General features: G+C 52.5%; 23 protein-coding genes. 7 read left to right on the top strand and 16 right to left on the bottom strand.

Features of this window, described 5'->3' with window-relative positions; translation table 11 throughout:
- Positions 1-55: 55 nt before the first annotated feature.
- The 12 genes from trpS to NNO03_RS01905 all read right to left on the bottom strand — a co-directional run bounded on the left by trpS (position 56) and on the right by NNO03_RS01905 (position 10239).
- Positions 56-1060 (bottom strand): tryptophan--tRNA ligase, encoded by a 1005-nt coding sequence (trpS, locus tag NNO03_RS01850; RefSeq protein WP_271448652.1) that lies wholly within the window; start codon positions 1058-1060, stop codon positions 56-58.
- Positions 1053-1811, bottom strand: a complete 759-nt coding sequence (gene gph, locus NNO03_RS01855; RefSeq protein WP_271448653.1) for a phosphoglycolate phosphatase — start codon at positions 1809-1811, stop codon at positions 1053-1055. The genes trpS and gph overlap by 8 nt, the downstream gene beginning before the upstream one ends.
- Positions 1804-2481, bottom strand: coding sequence for a ribulose-phosphate 3-epimerase (gene rpe / locus NNO03_RS01860; RefSeq protein WP_040231743.1), 678 nt, complete (start codon positions 2479-2481; stop codon positions 1804-1806). The genes gph and rpe overlap by 8 nt, the downstream gene beginning before the upstream one ends.
- 17 nt (positions 2482-2498) lie before the next feature.
- Positions 2499-3335 (bottom strand): adenine-specific DNA-methyltransferase, encoded by an 837-nt coding sequence (dam, locus tag NNO03_RS01865; RefSeq protein ID WP_271448654.1) that lies wholly within the window; start codon positions 3333-3335, stop codon positions 2499-2501.
- 117 nt (positions 3336-3452) lie between these two features.
- Positions 3453-4757 carry a cell division protein DamX gene (damX, locus tag NNO03_RS01870; RefSeq protein WP_271448655.1) on the bottom strand — a complete coding sequence of 435 codons (1305 nt, stop codon included), beginning with the start codon at positions 4755-4757 and terminating at the stop codon, positions 3453-3455.
- Positions 4758-4853: 96 nt separating this feature from the next.
- Positions 4854-5942, bottom strand: a complete 1089-nt coding sequence (gene aroB, locus NNO03_RS01875) for a 3-dehydroquinate synthase (protein ID WP_271448656.1) — start codon at positions 5940-5942, stop codon at positions 4854-4856.
- Between the two features lie 57 nt (positions 5943-5999).
- Positions 6000-6521, bottom strand: coding sequence for a shikimate kinase AroK (gene aroK / locus NNO03_RS01880; protein WP_003023552.1), 522 nt, complete (start codon positions 6519-6521; stop codon positions 6000-6002).
- A gap of 404 nt (positions 6522-6925) precedes the next feature.
- Positions 6926-8164 carry a DNA uptake porin HofQ gene (hofQ, locus tag NNO03_RS01885; RefSeq protein WP_271448657.1) on the bottom strand — a complete coding sequence of 413 codons (1239 nt, stop codon included), beginning with the start codon at positions 8162-8164 and terminating at the stop codon, positions 6926-6928.
- Complete coding sequence (locus tag NNO03_RS01890; RefSeq protein ID WP_271448658.1) at positions 8076-8480, bottom strand: HofP DNA utilization family protein; 405 nt, start codon at positions 8478-8480, stop codon at positions 8076-8078. The genes hofQ and NNO03_RS01890 overlap by 89 nt, the downstream gene beginning before the upstream one ends.
- A complete protein-coding gene (locus NNO03_RS01895) occupies positions 8470-8937 on the bottom strand; it encodes a hypothetical protein (protein ID WP_271448659.1) in 468 nt (155 codons plus the stop codon). Before NNO03_RS01895 ends, NNO03_RS01890 begins: the two co-directional genes overlap by 11 nt.
- Complete coding sequence (locus NNO03_RS01900) at positions 8921-9460, bottom strand: PilN domain-containing protein (RefSeq protein ID WP_271448660.1); 540 nt, start codon at positions 9458-9460, stop codon at positions 8921-8923. Before NNO03_RS01900 ends, NNO03_RS01895 begins: the two co-directional genes overlap by 17 nt.
- Positions 9460-10239, bottom strand: a complete 780-nt coding sequence (locus NNO03_RS01905) for a DNA utilization protein HofM (protein WP_271448661.1) — start codon at positions 10237-10239, stop codon at positions 9460-9462. The genes NNO03_RS01900 and NNO03_RS01905 overlap by 1 nt, the downstream gene beginning before the upstream one ends.
- A gap of 120 nt (positions 10240-10359) precedes the next feature.
- Between NNO03_RS01905 and mrcA the strand changes: the two genes are divergently transcribed.
- Positions 10360-12912 carry a peptidoglycan glycosyltransferase/peptidoglycan DD-transpeptidase MrcA gene (gene mrcA / locus NNO03_RS01910; protein WP_271441396.1) on the top strand — a complete coding sequence of 851 codons (2553 nt, stop codon included), beginning with the start codon at positions 10360-10362 and terminating at the stop codon, positions 12910-12912.
- A gap of 112 nt (positions 12913-13024) precedes the next feature.
- On the opposite strand, the gene nudE is transcribed toward mrcA, so the two are convergent.
- On the bottom strand, positions 13025-13585 hold the full coding sequence (gene nudE, locus NNO03_RS01915; RefSeq protein WP_115602375.1) for an ADP compounds hydrolase NudE: 561 nt from the start codon (positions 13583-13585) through the stop codon (positions 13025-13027).
- A gap of 322 nt (positions 13586-13907) precedes the next feature.
- Here nudE and igaA point away from each other — a divergent pair, with 322 nt between their 5' ends.
- The 4 genes from igaA to hslO all read left to right on the top strand — a co-directional run bounded on the left by igaA (position 13908) and on the right by hslO (position 18089).
- Positions 13908-16043, top strand: coding sequence for an intracellular growth attenuator protein IgaA (gene igaA / locus NNO03_RS01920; protein WP_271441395.1), 2136 nt, complete (start codon positions 13908-13910; stop codon positions 16041-16043).
- Between the two features lie 62 nt (positions 16044-16105).
- Positions 16106-16774, top strand: coding sequence for a GMP/IMP nucleotidase (yrfG, locus tag NNO03_RS01925; RefSeq protein WP_048213552.1), 669 nt, complete (start codon positions 16106-16108; stop codon positions 16772-16774).
- A gap of 10 nt (positions 16775-16784) precedes the next feature.
- Positions 16785-17186: a ribosome-associated heat shock protein Hsp15 gene (hslR, locus tag NNO03_RS01930; protein ID WP_271448662.1), complete on the top strand. Its 402-nt coding sequence runs from the start codon at positions 16785-16787 to the stop codon at positions 17184-17186.
- A 24-nt stretch (positions 17187-17210) separates the two neighbouring features.
- The gene (gene hslO, locus NNO03_RS01935) at positions 17211-18089 is read left to right on the top strand and encodes an Hsp33 family molecular chaperone HslO (RefSeq protein ID WP_005121631.1); all 879 of its coding nucleotides are present in this window, start codon (positions 17211-17213) and stop codon (positions 18087-18089) included.
- A gap of 92 nt (positions 18090-18181) precedes the next feature.
- On the opposite strand, the gene NNO03_RS01940 is transcribed toward hslO, so the two are convergent.
- A complete protein-coding gene (locus NNO03_RS01940) occupies positions 18182-19900 on the bottom strand; it encodes a DUF4153 domain-containing protein (RefSeq protein ID WP_271448663.1) in 1719 nt (572 codons plus the stop codon).
- 378 nt (positions 19901-20278) lie between these two features.
- On the opposite strand from NNO03_RS01940, the gene pckA reads away from it, so the two are divergent.
- Positions 20279-21901, top strand: coding sequence for a phosphoenolpyruvate carboxykinase (ATP) (pckA, locus tag NNO03_RS01945; RefSeq protein WP_271441391.1), 1623 nt, complete (start codon positions 20279-20281; stop codon positions 21899-21901).
- Between the two features lie 109 nt (positions 21902-22010).
- On the opposite strand, the gene envZ is transcribed toward pckA, so the two are convergent.
- Positions 22011-23363: a two-component system sensor histidine kinase EnvZ gene (gene envZ / locus NNO03_RS01950; protein WP_271448664.1), complete on the bottom strand. Its 1353-nt coding sequence runs from the start codon at positions 23361-23363 to the stop codon at positions 22011-22013.
- Positions 23360-24079, bottom strand: a complete 720-nt coding sequence (ompR, locus tag NNO03_RS01955; RefSeq protein WP_001157751.1) for a two-component system response regulator OmpR — start codon at positions 24077-24079, stop codon at positions 23360-23362. The genes envZ and ompR overlap by 4 nt, the downstream gene beginning before the upstream one ends.
- A 225-nt stretch (positions 24080-24304) precedes the next feature.
- On the opposite strand from ompR, the gene greB reads away from it, so the two are divergent.
- Positions 24305-24778, top strand: a complete 474-nt coding sequence (gene greB / locus NNO03_RS01960; RefSeq protein WP_137383524.1) for a transcription elongation factor GreB — start codon at positions 24305-24307, stop codon at positions 24776-24778.
- The last annotated feature ends 4 nt before the right edge of the window (positions 24779-24782 follow it).

Below are 24782 nucleotides of genomic sequence, written 5' to 3' on the forward strand. Positions count from 1 at the left end.
GCGCAGATACAAAAAAACCGGGAAATTCCCGGTTTTTTCGGCAACGCAGAAAGCATTACGGCTTGGCAACAAAGCCAATAGCTTCATACACAGCTTTCAGCGTAACAGAGGCACGCGCACTGGCTTTTTCCGCACCCTCTTTCATCACTTTCTGCAGGAAGGCTTCATCGTTACGGAAACGGTGATAGCGCTCCTGGAGTTCGGTCAGCATGCCGGAGACGGCTTCTGCGACTTCCCCCTTCAGATGACCATACATTTTGCCTTCAAAGTGCTGTTCCAGCTCAGAAATGCTCTGGCCAGTAACGGCAGAGAGAATATCCAGCAGGTTGGATACGCCAGCTTTGTTCTGCAAATCGTAACGCACAACCGGCGGCTCATCAGAGTCGGTCATTGCACGTTTGATTTTCTTAACCACTGATTTTGGATCTTCCAGCAGGCCGATCACGTTATTGCGGTTGTCATCCGACTTGGACATTTTCTTCGTCGGTTCAAGCAGCGACATGACGCGCGCACCGGATTTCGGAATAAACGGCTCAGGCACTTTAAAGATATCGCCGTACAGGGCGTTAAAGCGCTGGGCGATATCGCGGCTCAGTTCCAGATGCTGTTTCTGATCTTCACCAACTGGTACCTGGTTGGTCTGATACAACAGAATATCCGCCGCCATCAGCACCGGGTAATCAAACAACCCGGCGTTGATGTTCTCTGCATAACGTGCGGATTTATCTTTGAACTGGGTCATACGGCTCAGTTCACCGAAATAGGTGTAGCAGTTCAGTGCCCAGCCTAACTGTGCATGTTCCGGCACGTGCGACTGGACGAAGATGGTGCTTTTTTCAGGATCGATACCACACGCCAGGTACAGCGCCAACGTATCCAGAGTTGCTTTACGCAGTTGCTGGGCATCCTGACGAACGGTGATAGCATGTTGGTCAACGATGCAATAGATGCAATGGTAGTCATCCTGCATGCTCACCCACTGACGCAGCGCACCCATATAGTTGCCAATGGTCAATTCACCTGAGGGCTGTGCGCCACTAAAAACGATGGGCTTAGTCATTTTCTGATTCCTGATTTTCGCTATGCGGAAGCCCGAGAGCGGGCAGTAGTTCATTAATACGGTCGTAAATAACGTCGGGCTGGCTCAGCGCAATTGACTCACCGTAGTTGTAGCCATAGGTCAGGCCAACGGATGGGCAGCCAGCAGCTTTTGCCGCCTGAATGTCATTACGAGAATCCCCAACAAAGAGCATTTGCTCAGGCTTGATGCCAAGCTTGCTTGCCACCAATAGCAGCGGGTCCGGATGCGGTTTTTTGTTCTGTACATCATCGCCACCGATGACCACGCTAAAGTATTTGGCAATATCCAGCGCATCAAGTAACGGCGCGACAAACGGGGTCGGTTTATTGGTCACCAGACCCAGCGGCAATCCGTTGGCATGCAGTGCGCCCAACGTGTCGGCGACATCAGGGAACAGGAACGTCCCCTCTTCGGCGACATCGCCGTAATATCTATCGAACAGCTTGCGCAGAATTCGCACCTGTTCCGCAGCGGGAATATCATCATCAACAGGCGGTTTGCCCATCGTTTTACGTAAGGTCGCACGCTCCTGACGAGACCAGGCAAGCGCACGCTCCATCAACACATCGGCACCATTACCAATCCAGGTAATGACACGCTCTTCACCCGCCACCGGTAGCTCCAGCGCATACAGCGCCATATCGACCGCAGCGGCTAATCCCGGCGCGCTATCAACCAGCGTGCCGTCGAGGTCAAATGCTACGCCCCGAATGTCCTGAAATTTATCCATGACTTACCTTCGCCAGTTCATTGCGCATTTCATCAATGACTTTTTTGTAGTCTGGTTGGTCGAAAATAGCAGAGCCGGCGACAAACATATCCGCACCGGCAGCCGCAATTTCACCAATGTTGTTCACCTTGACGCCGCCATCCACTTCCAGACGAATGTCATAGCCAGACTCATCAATACGACGACGTACTTCGCGCAGCTTATCCAACGTTTGCGGGATAAAGGACTGTCCACCAAAACCTGGGTTAACAGACATCAGCAGGATCACATCCAGCTTATCCATGACATAGTCCAGATAGCTCAGCGGAGTGGCCGGGTTGAACACCAGCCCCGCTTTACAGCCATGCTCTTTGATCAGCTGCAAAGTACGATCGACGTGTTCGGAGGCTTCCGGGTGAAAAGTAATGATGCTGGCACCGGCCGCTGCGAAGTCAGGGACAATACGATCGACCGGCTTCACCATCAGATGAACATCAATCGGAGCGGTGATGCCATATTTACGCAGCGATTTCAGTACCATCGGGCCGATGGTCAGGTTTGGCACGTAGTGGTTGTCCATGACGTCGAAGTGAACGACATCAGCACCCGCGGTCAGCGCTTTCGCGGTGTCCTCACCCAGGCGGGCAAAATCAGCCGACAGAATTGAGGGGGCAATCAAATACTGTTTCATCCGCTTCTCCTTGAGAATTAGTTTTTCGCAGGCGTTGCGACTCCTGGTTTGTATAGCGCCAGCAGTTCGTTCACCTTTTTACGTGTGCCGCCGTTGCTGCTTATACTGCGCCGCACTTTGACCTGAAAATGTTTCGCCGCTCGATACCATTCACGGGTATCCGGCGTGTCATGATTCGAAATTAACACCGGGATCTGCTTACTGACCAGCTTTTCTGCCATCTCGGCCAGATGCGCCTGCTCTTTCGGGCTAAAGCTGTTGGTATGATACGCGGTGAAATTTGCCGTCGCCGAGAGCGGTGCATATGGCGGGTCACAGTAGACCACAGAGTTGGTATCCGCGCGATCCATGCACTCTTCATAGGAGAGGCAATGGAACTCTGCATTTTGCGCTTTTTCGGCAAAATGGTACAACTCGGCTTCCGGGAAGTAGGGTTTTTTATAACGACCAAAGGGAACGTTAAACTCACCGCGCAGGTTATAACGGCATAACCCGTTATAGCCAAAACGGTTGAGATATAAGAACAGCACTGCACGTCGGAACGGGTCCTGGCAGGCATTAAATTCTTCCCGGAACTGGTAGTACACCTCAGCCTGATTCGTTTCAGGCATAAACAGCTCACGTGAAGCCTGCACATACTCATCGGTACGCGTCTTCACGATGTTATAGAGACTGATAAGGTCGCTGTTGATATCGGCAAGAATATAACGAGAAAAGTCGGTGTTGAGAAACACCGACCCGGCACCCACGAAGGGTTCAATCAGGCACTCACCCTGAGGTAAATGCCGTTTGATATCATCAAGCAGGGGGTATTTCCCCCCTGCCCATTTCAAAAAAGCGCGATTTTTTTTCATGCTGACTAACTAATTACACCTTCTCCGGCTGTGGAGAAAGCTCCGACAGCATCCTGCGCTTTAGTCTTTGTCCCGCAATTGGGCGAAACAGCAAACCATTGCAGAACATATCCTATCTTACTTCAAATCGGCCTGAACCTGGTGCAGCGGTTTTGCCCACGGGTTTTTCGCCTGAATGTCGGCGGGTAACGTAGACACTGCACGTTTCGCATCTTCTTTAGACGCATACACGCCCGTCACCAGAACATACCACGGTTGACCGTTACGCGTCGTCTGGTACACCACGTAGTTCTTCAGGTTCTCTTTCTTCGCCCAACCATTCAGGTTGTCGTAGTTAGAGGAACTGCTGAGCTGCAGCGTGTAGTGACTGGATGGCGCTGATTTTAACGCGCCAACGTTCCCTGCACTTTTCGCCCCACCCGCAACCGGTGTTGCTGTCGTTGGTGCAGGTGTTGCTGTCTGCTGAGCTGGCGCGGCGCTTGCCGTTGCTTTTGTCTCAGTTGACGCTTTTGGTGTCGCGGTTACCACTGGCGCTTTCGTTGTTGTCGTCGGCGCGGTCGCGGTCACAGTCGGTTTCGCCTGAGCGACAGGTTTTGGCTCTGCCGGCGTCGCTTTTACCGTGGTCTGCGGCTTGCTCTTCGGCTCAATAACAGCCTGTTTGCGTTCCTGATGCGCAGTTGCAGTACGTTCTGCTGGCTCAGTCTTCGCCGTCTGACGCCCTGCATTGCCATTGCGAACAGGTGCTACGGTAGCGGGTTCAGTTGGCAGCGTAGAGTTGACGACGACGTTGTTAACCTGTGCCTCACCTTGCGGCTGTGTCAGCGCATTGTTCAGATCGCCCTGAACTTCAACGCGCTGCTGACCTTCTGCTGTTGCAGGTGCCTGGCCTTGAGTTGGGGTAGAGGAAATCGGCGGCAGAGAAACATCCTGCTGCGTATTGCCAGCGGTCTGCTCAGCACCCGTCGCAGGCATTGTGGTGTTCGTCTGTTCCGTCGCATTGCTGCCAGAAAGATCGATGCTCTTCTCACCAGACGCAGCCTGCTCACTGGAAGAGGAAGATGAGGGGGCCTTCAGTGCGGAACCGATACCGACAATCAGCAGTAGCAGCACCAGAACACCCACACCCATCATAATGTACTGACGGGAGGCTGGTTTACTGACCGCTTTTTTACGCTTGCGTGGGCGACGTTCTACACGTTCTTCATCCACAGCATCGTCATCAGATTCATAGTCTTCTTCAATGTCCTGCTCTTCATCACGCTCTTTACGTGCCCGCGCAGGACGGCGATCGTCGGCATCCAGATCAACATCATCAAAATTGATTTGCGGCTCATTATCGCGTTCAGACGATTGACGAGAACGACCAGTACGACGATCGCTGGGATCGGGTTTCAGCTCGTCTTCTGGTTTGAATTCATCCATTTAACACCCCACTCAAAGGTTAATGCTTACGACTTTGCATATAACCTGAAGCTAAAAGACTTACGCTTTACAACGCAAGCCTGACCTTTCTTGTTGTTACGCCTGCTGGCAATCAGCAATCGCGTTAAGAACCACCTCGTGCGACACTCCGCCGCGCACTTCACTCTTCCCTATTGCCTGCGGAAGCACTAAACGAATCTCTCCCGCCAACACTTTTTTATCTCGCAGCATGTGCGGCAAATAAGCCTGTGTAGGCATTTCACGCGGCCCATTCACCGGTAAACCTGCGCGCTGCAACAGCGTAATAATGCGCTGCGTTTCAGCGGAGGTAAACTGGCCCAAACGTTCTGACGTGCGGGCAGCCATTACCATACCTGCTGCGACGGCTTCGCCATGTAACCAATTGCCATAACCCATTTCAGCTTCGATAGCATGGCCAAACGTGTGTCCCAGATTCAGTAAAGCACGTAAGCCCATTTCGCGCTCGTCCGCGGCGACAACTTCTGCTTTCAGCTCACAACAACGGCGAATACAGTACGCCATTGCCGGACCATCCAGGCGTAATAATGCGTCCAGATTCTCTTCCAGCCAGCTGAAAAATTCACCGTCAAGGATGATGCCGTATTTGATCACTTCCGCCAGGCCCGATGCCAATTCACGCGCAGGAAGCGTTTTCAGACAGTCGAGATCCACCACCACGGAAGCCGGTTGGTAAAACGCGCCAATCATGTTTTTACCGAGGGGATGGTTTACGGCAGTTTTACCGCCTACGGAGGAGTCAACCTGTGACAACAGCGTTGTCGGGACTTGAATAAAACGCACACCACGCTGATAGCTGGCTGCTGCAAAACCGGTAAGATCGCCAATCACGCCGCCGCCAAGTGCGACCAGCGTGGTATCGCGACCATGCGGTTTTTGCAGTAACGCAGTGAAGACCGTATCCAGAACCGTCAGGCTTTTATACTGCTCGCCATCGGGAAGGATAACGCTATCAACGTTAACACCCGCCTGTTCAAGTACGCCGCGAACCTTATCGAGATAAAGGGGAGCCAGGGTTTCGTTGGTTACCAACATAACCTGATCGCCCGATTTCAGCGGTAAGAATGAAGCTGGCTCATTAAACAAACCAGCCGCGATGGTGATAGGGTAACTACGTTCCCCGAGAGTGACTGTAATCCTCTCCATTACGCGACATCCACCTTAGTTACTTGTACCCGCAGACGAGTGTGTATTCAGCCAGAATTAGTTGCTTTCCAACATATGAATAATCTGGTTTGCTACGACTTTCGCGCTCTGATCGTCGGTGCGAATGGTCACGTCGGCAATCTCTTCATACAGAGGGTTGCGTTCGTCAGCCAATGCTTCCAGAACTTCACGCGGCGGCGATTCTACCTGCAGCAGCGGGCGTTTCTTGTCACGTTGAGTACGTGCAAGTTGTTTTTCAATTGTCGTTTCAAGATAGACCACGACGCCACGCGCGGAAAGACGGTTACGTGTTTCACGTGATTTTACAGAGCCACCGCCAGTTGCCAGCACAATACCCTGTTTTTCCGTCAACTCGTTGATGACTTTTTCTTCGCGATCACGGAAGCCGTCTTCACCTTCTACATCGAAGACCCAGCCCACATCAGCTCCGGTTCGTTTCTCAATCTCTTGATCAGAATCGTAAAATTCCATATTGAGTTGTTGAGCTAACTGGCGCCCAATAGTGCTTTTTCCGGCACCCATAGGCCCAACCAGAAAGATATTGCGTTTCTCTGCCATTTTTTCGGTACTACTAAGACTATTCGTTAATGGTAAACCCGCTTCGCAGACACCCAGCGCAGCAGGACATGAACTGAAACCTCATAAGATATTGCGAGAGTCAGACTGAAAATTATCTCAATACTCAAGCGGGTTTGGCAACTGAATAAATCACCAAACCTTACGCATTTCTGGTCGTGGCAGGCATGCTACCCTGCAAACATCTGACCTGACGACGTGTCGTGTAGCCAAATGACGCCAAATAAGCCTATGACACACCACCGGAAAGGCGAAGCGTATTCACTGCTGCATAAGTAAAGAAAAGTCCCGACACTCAAATCGGTACTCCTTGTATGCTAAATACACCCGCACGTCAAATCCCTGAAACGTGTTCAGCGCAAAAACAACGGGTTTTCATGCATAAGTTATTCTGTTGGGACCAGTCTGGGCGTGATAAAAACCACTAACTCACGCCGCTCATCTTCTTTACCATCATGACGAAAAAAATGGCCGAGCAACGGAATGTCGCCGAGTAACGGCACACTGTCAGCTGCTGATTTATTTTTATGTGAAAAAATCCCGCCCAACGCGATCGTTTCACCGCTCTTAACCTCCACCAGGGTTTCAATTTCCTGCTTATCAATGGCCAGCACTTCGCCATCCGCTTGCTGCAGCACCTGTCCGGGAACATTCTGGCTAATATGCAGTTTCAGTCTGATCCGCCCTTTCTGCAGCACGGTTGGCGTTACTTCCATCCCCAGCACCGCTTCTTTAAATTCGACGGACGTTGCGCCGCTTTCACCGCTGGAGACCTGATACGGGATTTCACTGCCCTGCTTAATACTGGCAGGTTGCAGATGAGAAGCCAGTAATCGAGGACTGGCAATAATATCGAGCTGCTGTTTTTGCTCCAGTGCAGACAACTCAAGCTCCAGCAAACGACCATTAATGCGGCCAATATTAAATCCCACCCGCGATGTTGCAGTAGACACGGAAAGATCGCTGGTCAGCGTGATGACATTCCCCACCGCCCCTGGCTGCTGCGCATCTGCCAGCGACCACTTCACCCCCAGCTCACGCAAACTTTTTTCATTAATCGTGACGATGTGCGCCGCCAGTTCGACCTGCTCAACGGGCAAGTCCATTTGCGCCACCCACTGTTCCAGTATGTTTAGCGCAACAGGGTTGTCTCGCAGCAGTAGGCGGTTGGTACGTTTATCGACCGTTATACTTCCTTTAGCACTCAGCAGTTTTTCACCGGCTTTTGCCAGCTCAGTGGCATCCGCGTATTGCAAAATTATGCTGCGATGTTCCAGCGGCAAACCGGCCTGAATCCGCGCTTGTTCACTCTCCTGGCGGGCTGCATTTTCGTTTTGCCAGCGTACAGTATGCACATGCAGGATGTTTCCCTCCTGGCGTAACACCAGTCCGGCGCTTTTGACCACCGTCTGCAATGCCTGTTTCCACGGCACATCCGTCAGATGCAATGACAGCACGCCACTGACATCCGGTGACACCACCAGATTTTTCTTCTCCTGCACCGCCAGCGCCTGCAGCACCTGGACAACGGGAACATCATCCACCACCAGCGTCACGTTTTGTGCCTTCCCGGCCAGCACGCTGGGTATTACGGTCATCAGCACGATGACTATCCACCGCTTCATTCGCCTCTCCTTGTCGTTGCCACTGCCACTGTGATGGCTCACAATCGCTCCCTGTGTCGATAGTTACGCTTTGGGCTGTCACCTGAGATACCCTCCAGATGTTATTCAAAACATCTCGCTGCTCGACCCTCCACCATTTGTGTTGACCATCCCGAATAAAACCAATTGAGCGTCCTCCCTGGATCACCGCCCCCTGATAACGCCATGCCGACAACTCAGCCATCCGGCAGTGATCCTCTGGCGGCTGAAAGGGATTGCGCATGCCGGTCAGCAGCAGCACGCTAAAACATGCGAACAGCCAGCGCTTAGTCATCATTCCGACGCTCCAGCTGTATCGTCAACAACACATCAGCATCTTCTGCACGAAGAGAAAACTGACTCGTACTCATCCCCTGTTCCGCCAGTTGGGCAAACACCTGTGGGACCGCATCCCACGCAGTTTTCAGCGCCAGTTCACCTCCCCGTACGGAGGGCTGCCAGTGGATCAGACGTGTAAGAGAGGTTTGATATAGCAATGGGGAAAAAGGAACTGGCCTCGCTTCAGTGGGGGAAAAGGGTTTCCCAACCGATGACGCCAACAGATACAAATTGCGCCATTGATCTTGAATCGCCACGCGTTGGCGGACTAATGCTGCCTGCTGCGCCTTCCGTTGCTGCTCTGCAGGATAAAGGCACAGCAGCGCAGCCGTGATCAGGACCAACATCCAGCCGCCCCAGCACAACAGTCGAAACCGCGGCGTCTGTGCTAACCAGCCATCACAAAGCGCCTGCATGCATAACGCTCCGTATCAGACGATAGTGAAACTGCCAGCGTCCCTGCGAATCTTGTCGCGTTTCCCCTGAGCTTGCCAATTGAAACCCGGGGTGTTTGCGTAGTTGCGTCTCCAGTCTCTGCAGTGCGGTAATGTTCAGCGTCAGCCCTGTCAGCGTCAGCGTATCCTGCTGCCAGGTCATTCCTGTTAACCACGCCTGTTCTGGCAGCAACTCCGCCACCCCTTGTAAAACAGACTGCCAGCTTCGCATCTGTTCACGCCGTTTTTCTTTTTGTTGCGCCTGCTGCCATTGTTGTTGTCGCTGTTGCAGGTGCGGTTTGAGCGCTATCAGAGCTTCAGCCCGCGTTTTTTCGGCATCTGCCAACAGTAATTCGACCCGATTATCTACGCGAGAAAGCGCGTAATAACCCAATGCGATACCCACAATAGCCAGTAAAGATCCACTCAATAACACTCCCCACCATTGCAGACAGGCATACCGCCGCGACTGACGCCAGGGCAAAAGATTGATGGTCGCCGTCATCAGTACACTCCTCCCATCGCCAGCCCAAGCGCAACGGCAAAGTTGTGGCTTTCTGTAGGAATCGGTGGCTGGCGGACGGACACCGCATTTAAGGGATCAAAGCCACCGGCTTCACATAGCGCAATATCCGCAGGGTAAAGAGATAATGCCGCGGCAAGCGCGCCGATATCGTCAATTTCCCCCGTCGATTTACTTCCCCATGCCGTGCGGCTCGCCCAGAGCCATTGGGTATCATCGCGCCATGCCAGACATGATTGATGCACGGGTAAATAAGGCATTAATCGCTGCAAGGCGCTGGCATCCGGCGTAATGGCCGTAACCTGTACCTTCAGGGGATGCATCAGTGTCAGGAGTGCCGATATTTCTTTGCTTTGTGCCGCAGTCACGTTGAATGCCGGGTTTAGTGTGTCTTCGCTATAATCAAACTGCAGCGCATCCGGCTCCATATCCAGTTCACGAGCCATCGCCCCAGACAACCATGCCGTTTGCTCTGGTTCGCGCAGGATCATTGCCGGACGGGGTAACTTTTTTTGTAACGTCCTGTTGGCAGGAAAAGAAAGGTGAATATGGTGCCTGTGCGGTAGCTCACGGCTCCACGGCAGGAGCACCGCAGCGAGCTGTTCCGGCTCACGAATGTGGCCATCGACGACAACCTGATGTGCCAGCGGCATACGCCACCAGCGTTGTAGGACCCAACCGGACGCGTCACGAACGATAGCGACAGCCAACACGTCATGTTGCTGAATATGCAGACCAATTTTCCATATACGAAAAGCCATTGCTGATGATCTCCTTATCACCCGTTCCTTCAACGGGTATATCAATGCGTCTGGCTTGCCTTTATACTACCGCGCGTTTGTTTATAAACTGCCCAAATGCCACTAAATGGGAAATCTCCAGTGAAGTTCGTAAAGTATTTATTAATCCTTGCAGTATGTTGCATCCTGCTGGGAGCAGGCTCGATCTATGGCCTCTATCGCTATATCGAGCCACAATTACCTGACGTTGCGACGCTAAAAGATGTGCGTCTGCAGATCCCTATGCAGGTTTACAGCGCTGACGGCGAACTCATCGCGCAATATGGCGAGAAACGTCGAATTCCGGTCACGCTGGATCAAATGCCGCCGGTAATGGTTAAAGCCTTTATCGCTACAGAAGACAGCCGCTTCTATGAGCACCACGGGGTGGACCCGGTGGGGATCTTCCGTGCGGCCAGCGTCGCGTTGTTCTCCGGCCATGCCTCACAAGGCGCAAGTACCATTACCCAGCAGTTGGCAAGAAACTTCTTCCTGAGTCCGGAACGTACGCTGATGCGTAAGATTAAAGAAGTGTTCCTGGCTATCCGTATTGAGCAATTGCTGAGTAAAGACGAGATCCTCGAGCTTTATCTGAACAAGATCTATCTGGGGTATCGCGCCTATGGCGTGGGTGCTGCCGCGCAGGTCTATTTCGGGAAGACCGTTGATCAACTCAGCTTAAGTGAAATCGCGGTAATCGCCGGTCTGCCAAAAGCGCCATCGACCTTCAACCCGCTCTATTCGATGGACCGGGCAACTGCGCGCCGTAACGTTGTACTATCGCGTATGTTGAGCGAAAACTACATCACTCAGGCCCAATACGATCAGGCGCGTAGTGAAGCGATCGATGCCAACTATCACGCGCCGGAAATCGCTTTCTCAGCCCCTTATCTGTCTGAAATGGTGCGTCAGGAGATGTATAACCGTTATGGTGAAAAAGCCTATGAAGACGGGTATCGCATCACCACTACCATTACGCGCAAAGTCCAGCAGGCCGCCCAGCAGGCGGTACGTAACAATGTCATGGATTACGACATGCGCCACGGCTACCGCGGCCCATCAAATGTCCTGTGGAAAGTCGGTGAAGCCAGTTGGGATAGCAAGAAAATCACCGATACGCTGAAAGCGCTACCGACCTATGGCCCACTGCTGCCCGCGGTTGTCACCAGCGCCAACCCACAGGAAGCGACCGCTGCGTTGGCGGATGGAACCTCGGTCTCATTACGTATGGAAGGTATGCGCTGGGCGCGTCCTTATCGTTCCGATACACAGCAAGGCCCGACGCCACGTAAAGTAACCGATGTGGTTCAGGCCGGTCAGCAAATCTGGGTACGCCAGGTTGGCGACGCCTGGTGGCTGGCACAAGTGCCGGATGTTAACTCCGCACTGGTTTCGATTAACCCGCAAAACGGCGCAGTGCTGGCACTGGTGGGTGGTTTTGATTTCAACCAGAGCAAATTTAACCGTGCGACCCAGGCATTACGCCAGGTGGGTTCGAACATCAAACCCTTCCTCTATACCGCCGCGATGGATAAAGGCCTGACGCTAGCAAGTATGTTGAATGACGTACCAATATCCCGTTGGGATGCCGGTGCAGGTTCTGACTGGCAGCCGAAAAACTCACCGCCGCAATATGCTGGCCCTATCCGCTTACGTCAGGGGCTGGGTCAGTCGAAAAACGTGGTGATGGTTCGTGCCATGCGCGCAATGGGTGTGGATTACGCGGCAGAGTATCTGCAACGTTTCGGCTTCCCGGCACAGAACATTGTGCATACTGAATCACTGGCGCTGGGTTCAGCCTCGTTCACTCCGCTGCAGGTTGCTCGCGGTTACGCGGTAATGGCGAACGGTGGATTCCTGGTCGACCCGTATTTCATCAGTAAGATTGAAAGCGATATGGGTGGCGTTATCTTTGAGGCGAAGCCAAAAATTGCCTGCCCGGAATGTGATATCCCGGTAATTTATGGCGATACGCAGAAGTCTAATGTACTGGAAAACAGTAACGTCGAAGATGTTGCGGTATCCCAGGAACAACAAAATGCCGCCGTGCCCATGCCACAGCTGGAACAAGCTAACCAGGCGCTGGTCGCACAAAGCGGAACGCAAGAATACGCACCACACGTCATCAACACGCCGCTGGCCTTCCTGATCAAGAGCGCGTTGAACACCAATATCTTTGGTGAACCAGGCTGGATGGGAACCGGCTGGCGTGCAGGACGTGATTTACAGCGCCATGACATCGGCGGGAAAACCGGGACCACCAACAGCTCGAAAGATGCATGGTTCTCCGGCTATGGCCCAGGAGTAGTGACCTCGGTATGGATCGGGTTTGATGATCATCGTCGCGATCTCGGACATACGACGGCATCCGGCGCGATCAAAGACCAAATCTCCGGCTACGAGGGCGGTGCGAAGAGTGCACAACCTGCGTGGGACGCCTACATGAAGAGTGTATTAGAAGGTGTTCCTGAGCAGCCGCTGACGCCACCACCGGGTATCGTTACAGTCAATATCGATCGTAGCACCGGCCAACTGGCGAACGGTGGTAACAGCCGTGCGGAGTATTTCATTGAAGGTACTCAGCCAACGCAACAGGCGGTACATGAGGTGGGGACAACCATTATCGATAATGGTGAGACGCACGAGTTGTTCTAATCTTTTGCCGGATGACGTTTCGCTTATCCGGCCTACATTTTCGGCGCAATCATTTGATATTGCTGGATGTTGTAGGTCGGATAAGGCGTCAGCCGACATTCGGCAACATAAACTACAATCGCCCTTGCCCTTTCAGCCATTCACGAACCAGGAACAGCGCGCTGACATTACGCGCTTCGTGGAAGTCAGGGTCTTCTAACAGATCCATCAAATGCGCCAGCGGCCAGCGCACCTGTGGCAATGGCTCAGGCTCATCACCTTCCAGCGACTCAGGATAAAGATCCTCTGCGACCACAATATTCATCTTGCTGGAGAAATAGGAAGGCGCCATGCTGAGTTTTTTCAAAAACGTCAGGTCCTTCGCACCGTATCCTACTTCTTCTTTCAGTTCCCGGTTAGCCGCTTCAAACACGCTTTCACCCGGATCGATTAACCCTTTGGAAAAACCAAGCTCGTAGGATTCGGTTCCGACCGCATATTCGCGAATGAGGATCAGGTGGTCATCCACAATCGGCACAATCATTACCGCTTCGCGCGTGGATGGGCGCATACGCTCATAAACACGACGTACGCCGTTGCTGAACTCAAGGTCCACGCTTTCGACTTTAAAGAGTCGGGATTGTGCGACGGTTTCCACTTTCAAAATCGTGGGTTTTTGTAATGATTTGCTCATCATGAGGATCTTTGCTGTGAAATCTGGGGTTATTGTGCGATATACAGCACGGTTTCGGCAATGTGAATTGCCGTTTATTTACATTTATGTAACGTACTAAAAGTTAATCCCTATTTCAAATTAAAAGTCAATAGGTTGAAATAACTCCAGGAATTTGCTGATATTCCGTTTTTGGTGATTTTGCTATTATTCGCATTTATTGGGCTGTACTTAAAGATGCTCAAGTTCAACTCCACACTTGCCGATAGCCAACCACAGAATCACGAATATTGAACAGGGTGCGACTGACCACGCCTGACAGACTAAGTAAGATGGGGAAAGCATGAGCACCATTCTGATTTTTTTAGCTGCTTTGCTGGCCTGCTCATTGCTTGCAGGGTGGCGATTCAGATCAAAATTCAGACAACAAAAATTACCGTTGAGCAACGTCTTCTCTGACGCCTCTAAGCGTAAACTAACACCCGAAGAACGTGGTGCGGTCGAAAACTATCTCGAAAACCTCAGTCAAATTCAGCAGGTGCCTGGCCCAACAGGTGCCAGTTCGGCACCGGTATCGTTAACCCTGAATGCCCAAAGTAATAGCGTCATCGTACTGACGCATTCAATTACGCGCTATGGCATCACCACCGACGATCCGAACAAATGGCGCTACTATCTCGACTCCGTCGAAGTACATTTGCCTCCCTTCTGGGAACAATACATCAATGATGAAAACAGCGTTGAGCTGATCCACACCAATACGCTGCCGCTGGTTATCTCGTTGAACGGTCACACGCTGAAAGAGTATATGCAGGAAGCGCGTGGCTATGCGCTACAGCATACCGCGTCTACTCAGGCGTCCATACGCGGTGAAGAAAGCGAGCAGATTGAACTGCTGAATATTCGCCAGGAAACGCATGAAGAGTATGCGCTCAGCCGCCCGTCGGGATTGCGCGAAGCGTTACTGATTGCCGCATCATTCCTGCTGTTCTTTTTCTGTTTAATCATGCCAGACACGTTCGTACCGTGGACCGCCGGTGGCGCAGTGTTGCTGCTGGCTGCGGGTCTGTGGGGCCTGTTTGCACCACCGTCTAAAACGGCCTTACGAGAAATCCACTGTCTGCGTGGCACTCCACGTCGCTGGGGGCTGTTTGGTGAAAACGATCAGGAGCAAATTAATAATATCTCCCTGGGTATTATTGACCTGATTTATCCACCACACTGGCAGCCTTACATTGCACAGGACCTTGGCCAGCAAACGGATATTGATATCTATCTGGATCGCCATGTTGTCCGCCAGGGGCGTTTTTTATCGTTGCATGACGAGGTGAAAAACTTCCCGTTGCAGCACTGGCTACGCAGCGCCGTCATTGCCAGCGGTTCGTTGCTGGTATTGCTAATGCTGCTGTTTTGGGTCCCGTTGGATATGCCGATTAAACTTACGCTTTCCTGGATGAAAGGGGCGCAAACTATTGAGGCCACCAGCGTTAAGCAACTGGAAAAGGCAGGCGTACGCGTGGGCGATACGCTGCATCTGAGTGGCACGGGGATGTGTAACATCCATACTCAGGGGAGCTGGAACGCACAACCTGCGACACCTTTTATGCCATTTGATTGTTCGCAGATTATCTGGAATGACGCGCGCGCCCTGCCGCTGCCCGAGTCCGACCTGGTCAATAAGGCAACCGCGCTGACCCAAAGTGTTAACCGCCAACTGCACCCCAAACCCGACGATGACTCTCGCGTCAGCTCATCGTTACGCTCAGCCATTCAGAAGTCCGGCATGGTGTTGCTGGATGATTTTGGCGATATTGTCCTGAAAACCGCCGATCTATGTGCCGCCGAAGATGAATGCGTACGCCTGAAAAATGCCCTGGTTAACCTGGGTAACAGTAAGGACTGGAACGCTCTCGTTAAGCGAGCAAACGCCGGGAAACTGGATGGTGTAAATGTGCTGTTGCGCCCGGTAAGCGCCGAATCACTGGATAACCTGGTGAATACCTCTACGGCACCGTTCATTTCACGCGAGACCGCCCGGGCGGCTCAGGCACTGAATAGCCCTGCCCCCGGTGGTTTCCTGATTATCAGTGACGAAGGCAGCGACCTGGTTGATCAGCCCTGGCCGGCGACCTCGTTGTACGACTATCCGCCACAAGAACAATGGAACGCCTTCCAGCGTCTTGCCCAGATGCTTATGCAAACGCCATTTCGCGCTGAAGGGATTGTCACCAACATCTCGACCGACGCCAACGGTACCCAGCACATTGGCCTGCACCGAATCCCGGATCGTTCAGGTTTATGGCGCTATCTTGGCACCACGTTGCTGATGCTCTCCATGCTGGGATGCGCTATCTACAACAGCGTTCAGGCATTCAGACGTTACCAGCGTCATCGTTCCCGCATCACGGAGATTCAGGAATATTACGAGAGTTGCCTGAATCCAACGCTGATTGAGGCCCCAGAAAGCCTGATTCGATAACACGCCCGCGCGACGGAATATGCTACCCTGTCGCGCATCTTGTTTTCCTCTGGGGAGTTTCCATGCACATAGATATTGCCTGGCAGGACGTCGACACCGTTCTGCTGGATATGGACGGTACGCTGCTCGATCTGGCATTCGATAACTATTTCTGGCAAAAACTGGTGCCGGAAACCTACGGCGCGCAACAGGGTATCTCTCCCCAGGAAGCCCAGGAATTTATCCGTCAGCAGTATCATGCCGTACAGCATACGCTAAACTGGTACTGTCTGGATTACTGGAGCGAACGCCTGGGTCTGGATATATGCGCTATGACAACCGCACAGGGACCACGTGCCGTACTGCGTGAAGATACGGTACCGTTCCTTGATGCCCTGAAAGCCAGCGGCAAACGTCGTATTTTGCTCACCAATGCGCATCCGCATAACCTGGCGGTGAAGCTTCAGCATACCGGTCTGGCTTCACACCTTGATTTATTACTTTCCACCCACACATTTGGTTATCCCAAAGAGGATCAGCGGTTATGGCACGCTGTCGCTGAAGAAACGGGAATGAGTGCAGAGAAGACGTTGTTTATTGATGACAGCGAACCCATTCTCGACGCCGCTGCTCAATTCGGCATTCGTTACTGCCTCGGCGTAACTAACCCCGACTCCGGTACAGCGGAAAAACAGTATGCACGCCATCCGTCACTCAATGACTACCGCCGACTGATCCCCTCACTGATGTGAAGGAGATGCCATGAAAGAGAAGCCCCTTGTCGAAGTCAGGCTGGATAAATGGCTGTGGGCAGCACGCTTTTATAAAACGCGCGCAGTCGCCCGCGAAATGGTTGAAGGCGGTAAGGTGCATTACAACGGGCAGCGCAGCAAGCCGAGTAAGATTGTCGAGCTAAATGCGACCCTCACCCTGCGCCAGGGAAATGACGAACGGACGGTCATTATTAAAGCCATTAGCGAGCAGCGTCGCCCGGCAACTGAAGCCGTTCTGCTGTATGAAGAAACCGCGGAAAGCGTGGAAAAACGCGAAAAAATGGCGCTGGCGCGTAAACTTAACGCGTTAACCATGCCGCATCCGGACAGGCGACCGGACAAAAAAGAGCGCCGCGACCTGTTACGATTTAAACACGGCGACAGCGAGTGACTGTCACCTGCAAGAGAGATGATTATGCCGCAACATGACCAATTACATCGTTATCTGTTTGAAAACTTTGCCGTGCGCGGCGAGCTGGTAACCGTTTCACAAACCCTACAACAGATCCTCGAAAATCATACTTACCCGCAGCCGGTCAAAACCGTGCTGGCGGAGCTGCTGGTTGCCACCAGTCTACTGACCGCGACGCTGAAGTTTGCCGGTGATATCACCGTTCAACTGCAAGGCGACGGTCCGTTGAGCCTGGCGGTCATTAACGGCAACAACAACCAGCAAATGCGCGGAGTGGCTCGTATACAGGGTGATATCCCTGAAGATGCCGATCTGAAAACACTGGTTGGCAACGGCTACCTGGTGATCACCATTACACCGGAAGAAGGCGAACGCTATCAGGGCGTGGTCGGTCTGGAAGGTGACACGCTGGCGGCCTGCCTGGAAGATTACTTCATGCGTTCAGAACAGCTGCCGACGCGTCTGTTTATCCGTACTGGCGACGTCGACGGTAAACCTGCTGCTGGCGGTATGCTGTTGCAGGTCATGCCAGCGCAAAACGCACAGGCAGATGATTTCGATCACCTTGCAGCACTGACAGAAACCATCAAAGCCGAAGAGTTGCTGACGCTGCCAGCCAACGAAGTTCTGTGGCGTTTGTACCACGAAGAAGAAGTCACCCTCTACGATCCGCAGGATGTTGAGTTCAAATGTACCTGTTCGCGCGAACGCTGCGCAGGCGCTCTGAAAACGCTGCCGGATGAAGAAGTTGACAGCATTCTGGCAGAAGAAGGTGAGATCGATATGCACTGCGATTATTGCGGTAGCCACTATCTGTTTAACGCCATGGATATTGCAGAGATCCGCAGCAACGCCTCCCCTGCCGATCCACAGGTGCATTAATCCCCGTTTTGCCGGTGGCGCGCAGCTTTAAGCCCTACGGTAAAACTGTTGTAGGCCGGATACGGCGCTCGCGCCGCCATCCGGCAACAGATTCACTCATTGTAATAAGTCATTGGCAGTCTTTTGCCATTAATGGTGATATCCCGCCAGACTCTGGGGGCCGAATCCAGTTGATGATTCGCCAGCGCCTGCAGCAGTTGCTCTTTATTGAATCCCTCCGGTAGTCGGGCTGTCGCAATCAACATCCATTTGTTCTCCTTAACGCCAAAGACCAGACTCTCCCCATCACCAAAAGCATACAATACTTGCTCGGGCTGCCCATCCGCGTTGAGGTCCTGATCCACCAACACACATGCATCCTGCTCGATACAGGAAGCGATCCGGTAGCGTTGTCCCTGTAAAAACGTCCAAAACGCGTCATCGGGCTTCTTGCTTCCCGGTGCAATCATCACCTTCGGCGCTAACTGCGTTGCCGTCAGCTCATTTACCGGATCGCGATGCCCTCGCAGAATGGCATTTAAATCACGCCTGCGTTTGCTGTCTTTGTTGAACGCATCATCTTTTTGTAATGCTTCCAGTGCGGCGCGACCGGGTTTTCCGCTGTGATCCAACATATACAGACTGACCTGGTCAGCCGTAATTTTCCCGCTGTAGTAGCGCCCCATATGGCTATTGACGCTAATACGCCAGACATCAATGACCGGCGACGTCAGCAGAATCAACAGGCCCAATGTCAGGAGCGAAACGCCAAGAATGACCTTTCCCTGAATATCGAGCGGATTGCCTCCAGCGCGCAAAATACTGACCAGATAACCGAGGGACCACACCAGTAATACAAAGACCACTAATGCGCCATACAAACGCTCAGGCGTCCAGCCATACTGATGAATTCTCAGCCACATTGCCCAACCGGCAATCAGCATATAGAGAGGAGCAACAACCAGTGAAGCGTTAATCAAATATCGTAATGCACCAGGATAAGGTAACGCCTCTTTGTGCGGCTCGCGCACGATGGCCATCAGCAACAGGAAGATCAGCGTCAACGTAGACATTAGACCCGCCGCTGACACGCGCTGTGAGATAGCATCCAGTCCGGTGAAAGGCAGGGTCAGCATAAACATCAGCGCTAACAGTGCAACCAGTGGGAGTAAACCTGTGGCGAGGAACGTCAGCAACTTTTGCACCGCAGCAACCAGGCGCGACTGCGTACGCGCCAGCACCACTGCCAGTGCAGTGATCAGGCCAAGCGCCAGATAGACAAACCAGTCAGTCTCAAAGAAAAGCGTGTTGAAGAAAGTGATTCCGACCAGTTGAAACATTTCACTCCACAGCAGGAGCACCAGCCAGAACAGGCCGTTGGCCACAAAAGCGATCAGCAACGTCAGCGAGTTAAGCCACAGGTAGGTATAAAACTGTGGATAGCGAGCCTGTTCACGACGGGCGTGAAGTTGATATTGAATCCACGGCAAAGCCAGCATCGCCATCAACAATAAGCGCCAACCGTAGGCAAAAAAAATGTCATCCTGTCGCCATCTGTCACTGTCCGCCACACTCCACTTCAGCCACACACTCATCGCCAGCACAACCACGCAGATCAGCGCCATCCAGCACCATAGCGCACGTTGCTTAAATGAGACGACAGTCAGCAAAAGCGCTGAGGAGAGTGCAATCGTTACGGGCATCCCGTAGAACAGCCAGTCACTGTTCTGCGGCGCAAGATACGCCATCAGCAGGTAGCACACACACCCTTGTAGCAGTCCGATAAAGACCATGCCCCAGCGGGTCGTTGGTGAAAGCTCAACACTGTCCATGTCGTTTTCCAGAAAGAAGATAAAATCTAATTATCGCATCAACTTCACAAATATGAGTATTCGTCAGCCCATTTCGGACCTCAGCTGCGCGAGGTGAATCGATATTGTTTATGTTTGAGTTACGTTTATTTCTTACATGAATGCGATTACACTCACAAGATTCCCGCCAAAAACACTCTCCATTAACGTTTTAAGAACATTTTCCACAACAAAAAAGGGTTTCCTGCCATAATATCCGCCTCTTTGTGACAGGAGTCGCAGCGTATTCGGTTATTCGTGGAATTACCGGATGCGTAAATCTATGAGCCTTGTCGCGGTTAGCAATCCCTAAAAAACCTTACTATTCCAGGTAATACATATTGGCTAAGGAGCAGTGAAATGCGTGTGAACAACAGTTTAACCCCGCAAGATCTCAAGGCTTATGGTATCAATGACGTTCAGGATATCGTTTACAATCCAGACTACGACACGCTTTATCAGGAAGAACTTGATCCAAACCTGGAAGGTTATGAGCGTGGCGTGTTAACGAATCTGGGCGCCGTTGCAGTTGATACCGGTATCTTTACCGGGCGTTCGCCAAAGGATAAGTACATTGTCCGTGACGACACCACACGAGACACGCTCTGGTGGTCCGACAAAGGTAAAGGTAAGAACGACAACAAACCACTTTCCCAGGAAACCTGGCAGCATTTGAAAGGGTTAGTCACCCATCAACTCTCCGGCAAACGTCTGTTTATCATTGATGCTTTCTGCGGTGCTAATGCGGATACCCGCCTTTCCGTGCGCTTCATTACTGAAGTCGCCTGGCAGGCACATTTTGTCAAAAATATGTTCATCCGCCCGAGCGACGAAGAACTGGTTGATTTCAAACCTGATTTCATCGTGATGAACGGTGCAAAATGCACTAACCCACAGTGGAAAGAACAAGGTCTGAACTCCGAAAACTTCGTGGCGTTCAACCTGACCGAACGCATTCAGTTAATTGGCGGCACCTGGTACGGCGGCGAGATGAAGAAAGGTATGTTCTCCGTCATGAACTACCTGCTGCCGCTGAAAGGCATTGCATCGATGCACTGCTCAGCAAACGTCGGTGAAAAAGGTGATGTTGCAGTCTTCTTTGGTCTGTCCGGTACCGGTAAAACCACGCTGTCCACCGACCCGAAACGCCGCCTGATTGGCGATGATGAGCATGGCTGGGATGACGACGGCGTGTTTAACTTTGAAGGCGGTTGCTACGCGAAGACCATCAAACTGTCTAAAGATGCTGAGCCGGAAATCTACAACGCGATCCGCCGTGATGCCCTGCTGGAAAACGTCACCGTGCGCGAAGATGGCTCCATCGATTTCGATGATGGTTCCAAAACCGAGAACACCCGCGTTTCCTACCCGATTTATCACATCGACAATATCGTTAAGCCGGTGTCAAAAGCGGGTCATGCAACCAAAGTCATCTTCCTGACCGCCGACGCATTTGGCGTACTGCCACCGGTTTCTCGCCTGACGGCCGATCAAACGCAGTATCACTTCCTGTCTGGCTTTACCGCCAAACTGGCTGGCACCGAGCGTGGCGTTACTGAGCCAACGCCAACCTTCTCTGCCTGTTTCGGCGCAGCATTCCTGTCACTGCACCCAACGCAGTACGCAGAAGTGCTGGTAAAACGCATGCAGGCGGCTGGCGCACAGGCTTATCTGGTTAACACCGGCTGGAACGGCACCGGCAAACGTATCTCAATCAAAGATACCCGTGCCATTATCGATGCCATCCTGAACGGGTCGCTGGATGATGCGGAAACGTTCCGTCTGCCGATGTTTGACCTGGCAATCCCAACCGAACTGCCGGGCGTGGATACACGTATTCTCGATCCGCGTAATACCTACGCATCCCCGGAGCAGTGGCAGGAAAAAGCCAATGCGCTGGCGAAACTGTTTATTGAGAACTTCGAGAAGTACACCGACACGCCTGCGGGCGCCGCGTTAGTCAGCGCCGGTCCGAAGCTGTAACGAAAAGTGCCGGATGGCGGCTTCGTCTTATCCGGCCTACAGCAACTGATAAGCGCAGCAACATCAGGCGGTTAGCGAAATAAAAAGGGAGGCATTTAGCCTCCCTTTTCTACGCGTCTTTCGTTGTCCCCTGCGCACGCGTGAAGGGCACCGGAAGCCAGGCGCGTATCGACAGCCCGCCCCGTTCACTGGTACCAATTTCCAGCATACCGTTATGGTTATCGATAATACGCTGCACAATCGCCAGTCCCAGGCCCGTGCCGCTGGTGCTACGCGCGCTATCGCCGCGTACAAACGGCTGGAACAGGTGTTGACGCTGTTCCGGTTTGATACCCGGCCCGTCATCTTCGACCTGGAACCAGGCGCGATGCGGTTCCATACCGCTGCTGACCTTAATCCAGCCATTACCGTAGCGGGCGGCGTTAACCACCATATTAGCAACCGCGCGTTTGATAGACAGTGGGTGCATCTTCACCTGAATGACGCCAGGACGTAATGCAGTCTCAATTTCACGCTCGTAACCACTTTCTGCCGCGATCACTTCACCTAATACCGAGTTCAGATCGGCCATCTCCATCGGCATCTCCTGACCCGTTCGCAGATAATCGATGAACTGTTCGATAATGGCATTACACTCTTCGATATCCTTGTTGATAGACTCCGCGAGGTATCCATCTTCTTCACCCATCATTTCCGTCGCCAGACGGATACGCGTAAGCGGGGTGCGTAAATCATGGCTCACGCCCGCCATTAGCAGTGTACGGTCATCAGCCAGCTGTTTTACGCCGGCGGCCATATGGTTGAAGGCTCGGGTAACAGAGCGCACCTCAGAGGCGCCATACTCGCGCAGCGGCGGCGGAATAATGCCTTTTCCCACCTGTAACGCCGCATGTTCCAGATCTACCAACGGCCGGTTCTGAATACGGATAAATAGCCACGCGCCACCGATAGCCAGTAGCATGATCGCCAGCGTATAGCGGAACAGCGGTGAGAAGTCACCCTGATGGATTTCAGTGAGCGGCACGCGTACCCAGATATTGGGTGACAGCCAGGTTTTCAGCCAGACGACAGGCGAGCTCTTGTTGACCTCAACACGTACTTCCGTTGGACCACCCAACTGCTGCGCCATCTGATGGCTTAAGAATTCATAGTGTTGCGCCCAACGCAGACCTGCTTCTTCAGCGGCTTCGTTGGAGTAAAGGGAAATACCAAGCTCACGGTAAATTTCCCGACGAAATGCAGGTGGCACGACCAGTTGCGTACCGTCCTCCAGCTGCAGTTTATCAGTCATCAGCATACGGACTTCGTAGGCCAGGACCTTATTAAACTGCTGGAGGCTCGGCAGAATCGCGAAGTTCAGCACCACAAGGTAGGTCGTCACCAGGCTTGCAAACAGCAAGGTGACGATAAGCAATAACGTGCGAGCAAACGAACTTCGTGGCGAGAAGCGCATTCGCCTCATGCTTTAGAACCGTCCGGAACAAAAACGTAGCCCAGACCCCATACGGTCTGAATATAACGAGGATGAGCCGGGTCTTCTTCCACCATACGACGCAGACGAGAAATCTGCACGTCGATGGAACGTTCCATCGCGGAGTACTCACGACCACGCGCCAGGTTCATCAGTTTATCGCGGGACAGCGGTTCACGTGGGTGGCTTACCAACGCTTTCAGCACCGCAAATTCACCGCTGGTGAGCGGCATCGGCTCATCTTCGCGGAACATTTCACGCGTCCCCAGGTTCAGCTTAAACTTACCGAAAGCGATAACGGCTTCTTCCTGAGAAGGCGCGCCCGGCAGTTCGTTCGCCTGACGACGCAACACCGCGCGAATACGCGCCAGCAGTTCACGTGGGTTAAAGGGTTTCGGGATGTAATCGTCAGCACCGATTTCCAGCCCAACGATACGGTCAACCTCTTCGCCCTTCGCCGTCACCATAATGATCGGCATTGGGTTGCTTTGACTGCGCAGGCGGCGGCAAATTGACAGGCCATCTTCCCCTGGCAGCATTAAATCCAGAACCATCAAGTGGAAGGACTCACGGGTCAGCAGACGGTCCATCTGCTCAGCGTTTGCGACGCTTCGAACCTGGAAGCCCTGCTCGGTCAGATAACGTTCCAGAAGCGCACGCAAGCGCATGTCGTCATCGACCACCAGAATCTTATAGTTCTCTTGCATTGTTATTACTCCCAAAGGTTCGCAACAATTAAGTGTATATTCTTAAGAAAGCTCGCGTGAGTCACCAGCAAATTCTGGTATGAATTCCAGGCTAAATTGTTACAAAGCATATTAAACAGCAGCTTAAGTATACAATGTTTCTCGCAATACATTATTTATTCTGTTGATATGCTCATGTAATACTAATTGTGCGCATCATCACAGAGTCGAAGGTAAAACAATAAGATGAAAACGCCCCTGATAACCCGTGAAGGGTATGAAAAACTCAAACAAGAGCTCAATTATCTCTGGCGTGAAGAGCGCCCGGAAGTCACCAAGAAGGTTACCTGGGCCGCAAGTCTGGGCGACCGCAGCGAAAATGCTGACTACCAGTATAATAAAAAGCGCCTGCGCGAGATCGACCGTCGCGTCCGTTATTTGACCAAGTGCATGGAGAATCTGAAAATTGTCGATTACTCCCCACAGCAAGAGGGTAAAGTCTTCTTTGGCGCGTGGGTCGAGATTGAAAACGACAATGGCGATATCCGCAAATTCCGCATTGTTGGCTACGATGAAATTTTTGGCCGTAAGGATTACATCTCTATCGATTCCCCCATGGCGCGTGCGCTGCTGAAAAAAGAGGTCGGCGATCTCGCGGTGGTGAACACCCCTGCCGGGGAAGCCAGCTGGTACGTCAATGAGATCGAATACGTGAAGTGAGACC

It is taken from the genome of Citrobacter sp. Igbk 16 (genome assembly GCF_028069755.1).
Taxonomy (GTDB): Bacteria; Pseudomonadota; Gammaproteobacteria; order Enterobacterales; family Enterobacteriaceae; genus Citrobacter.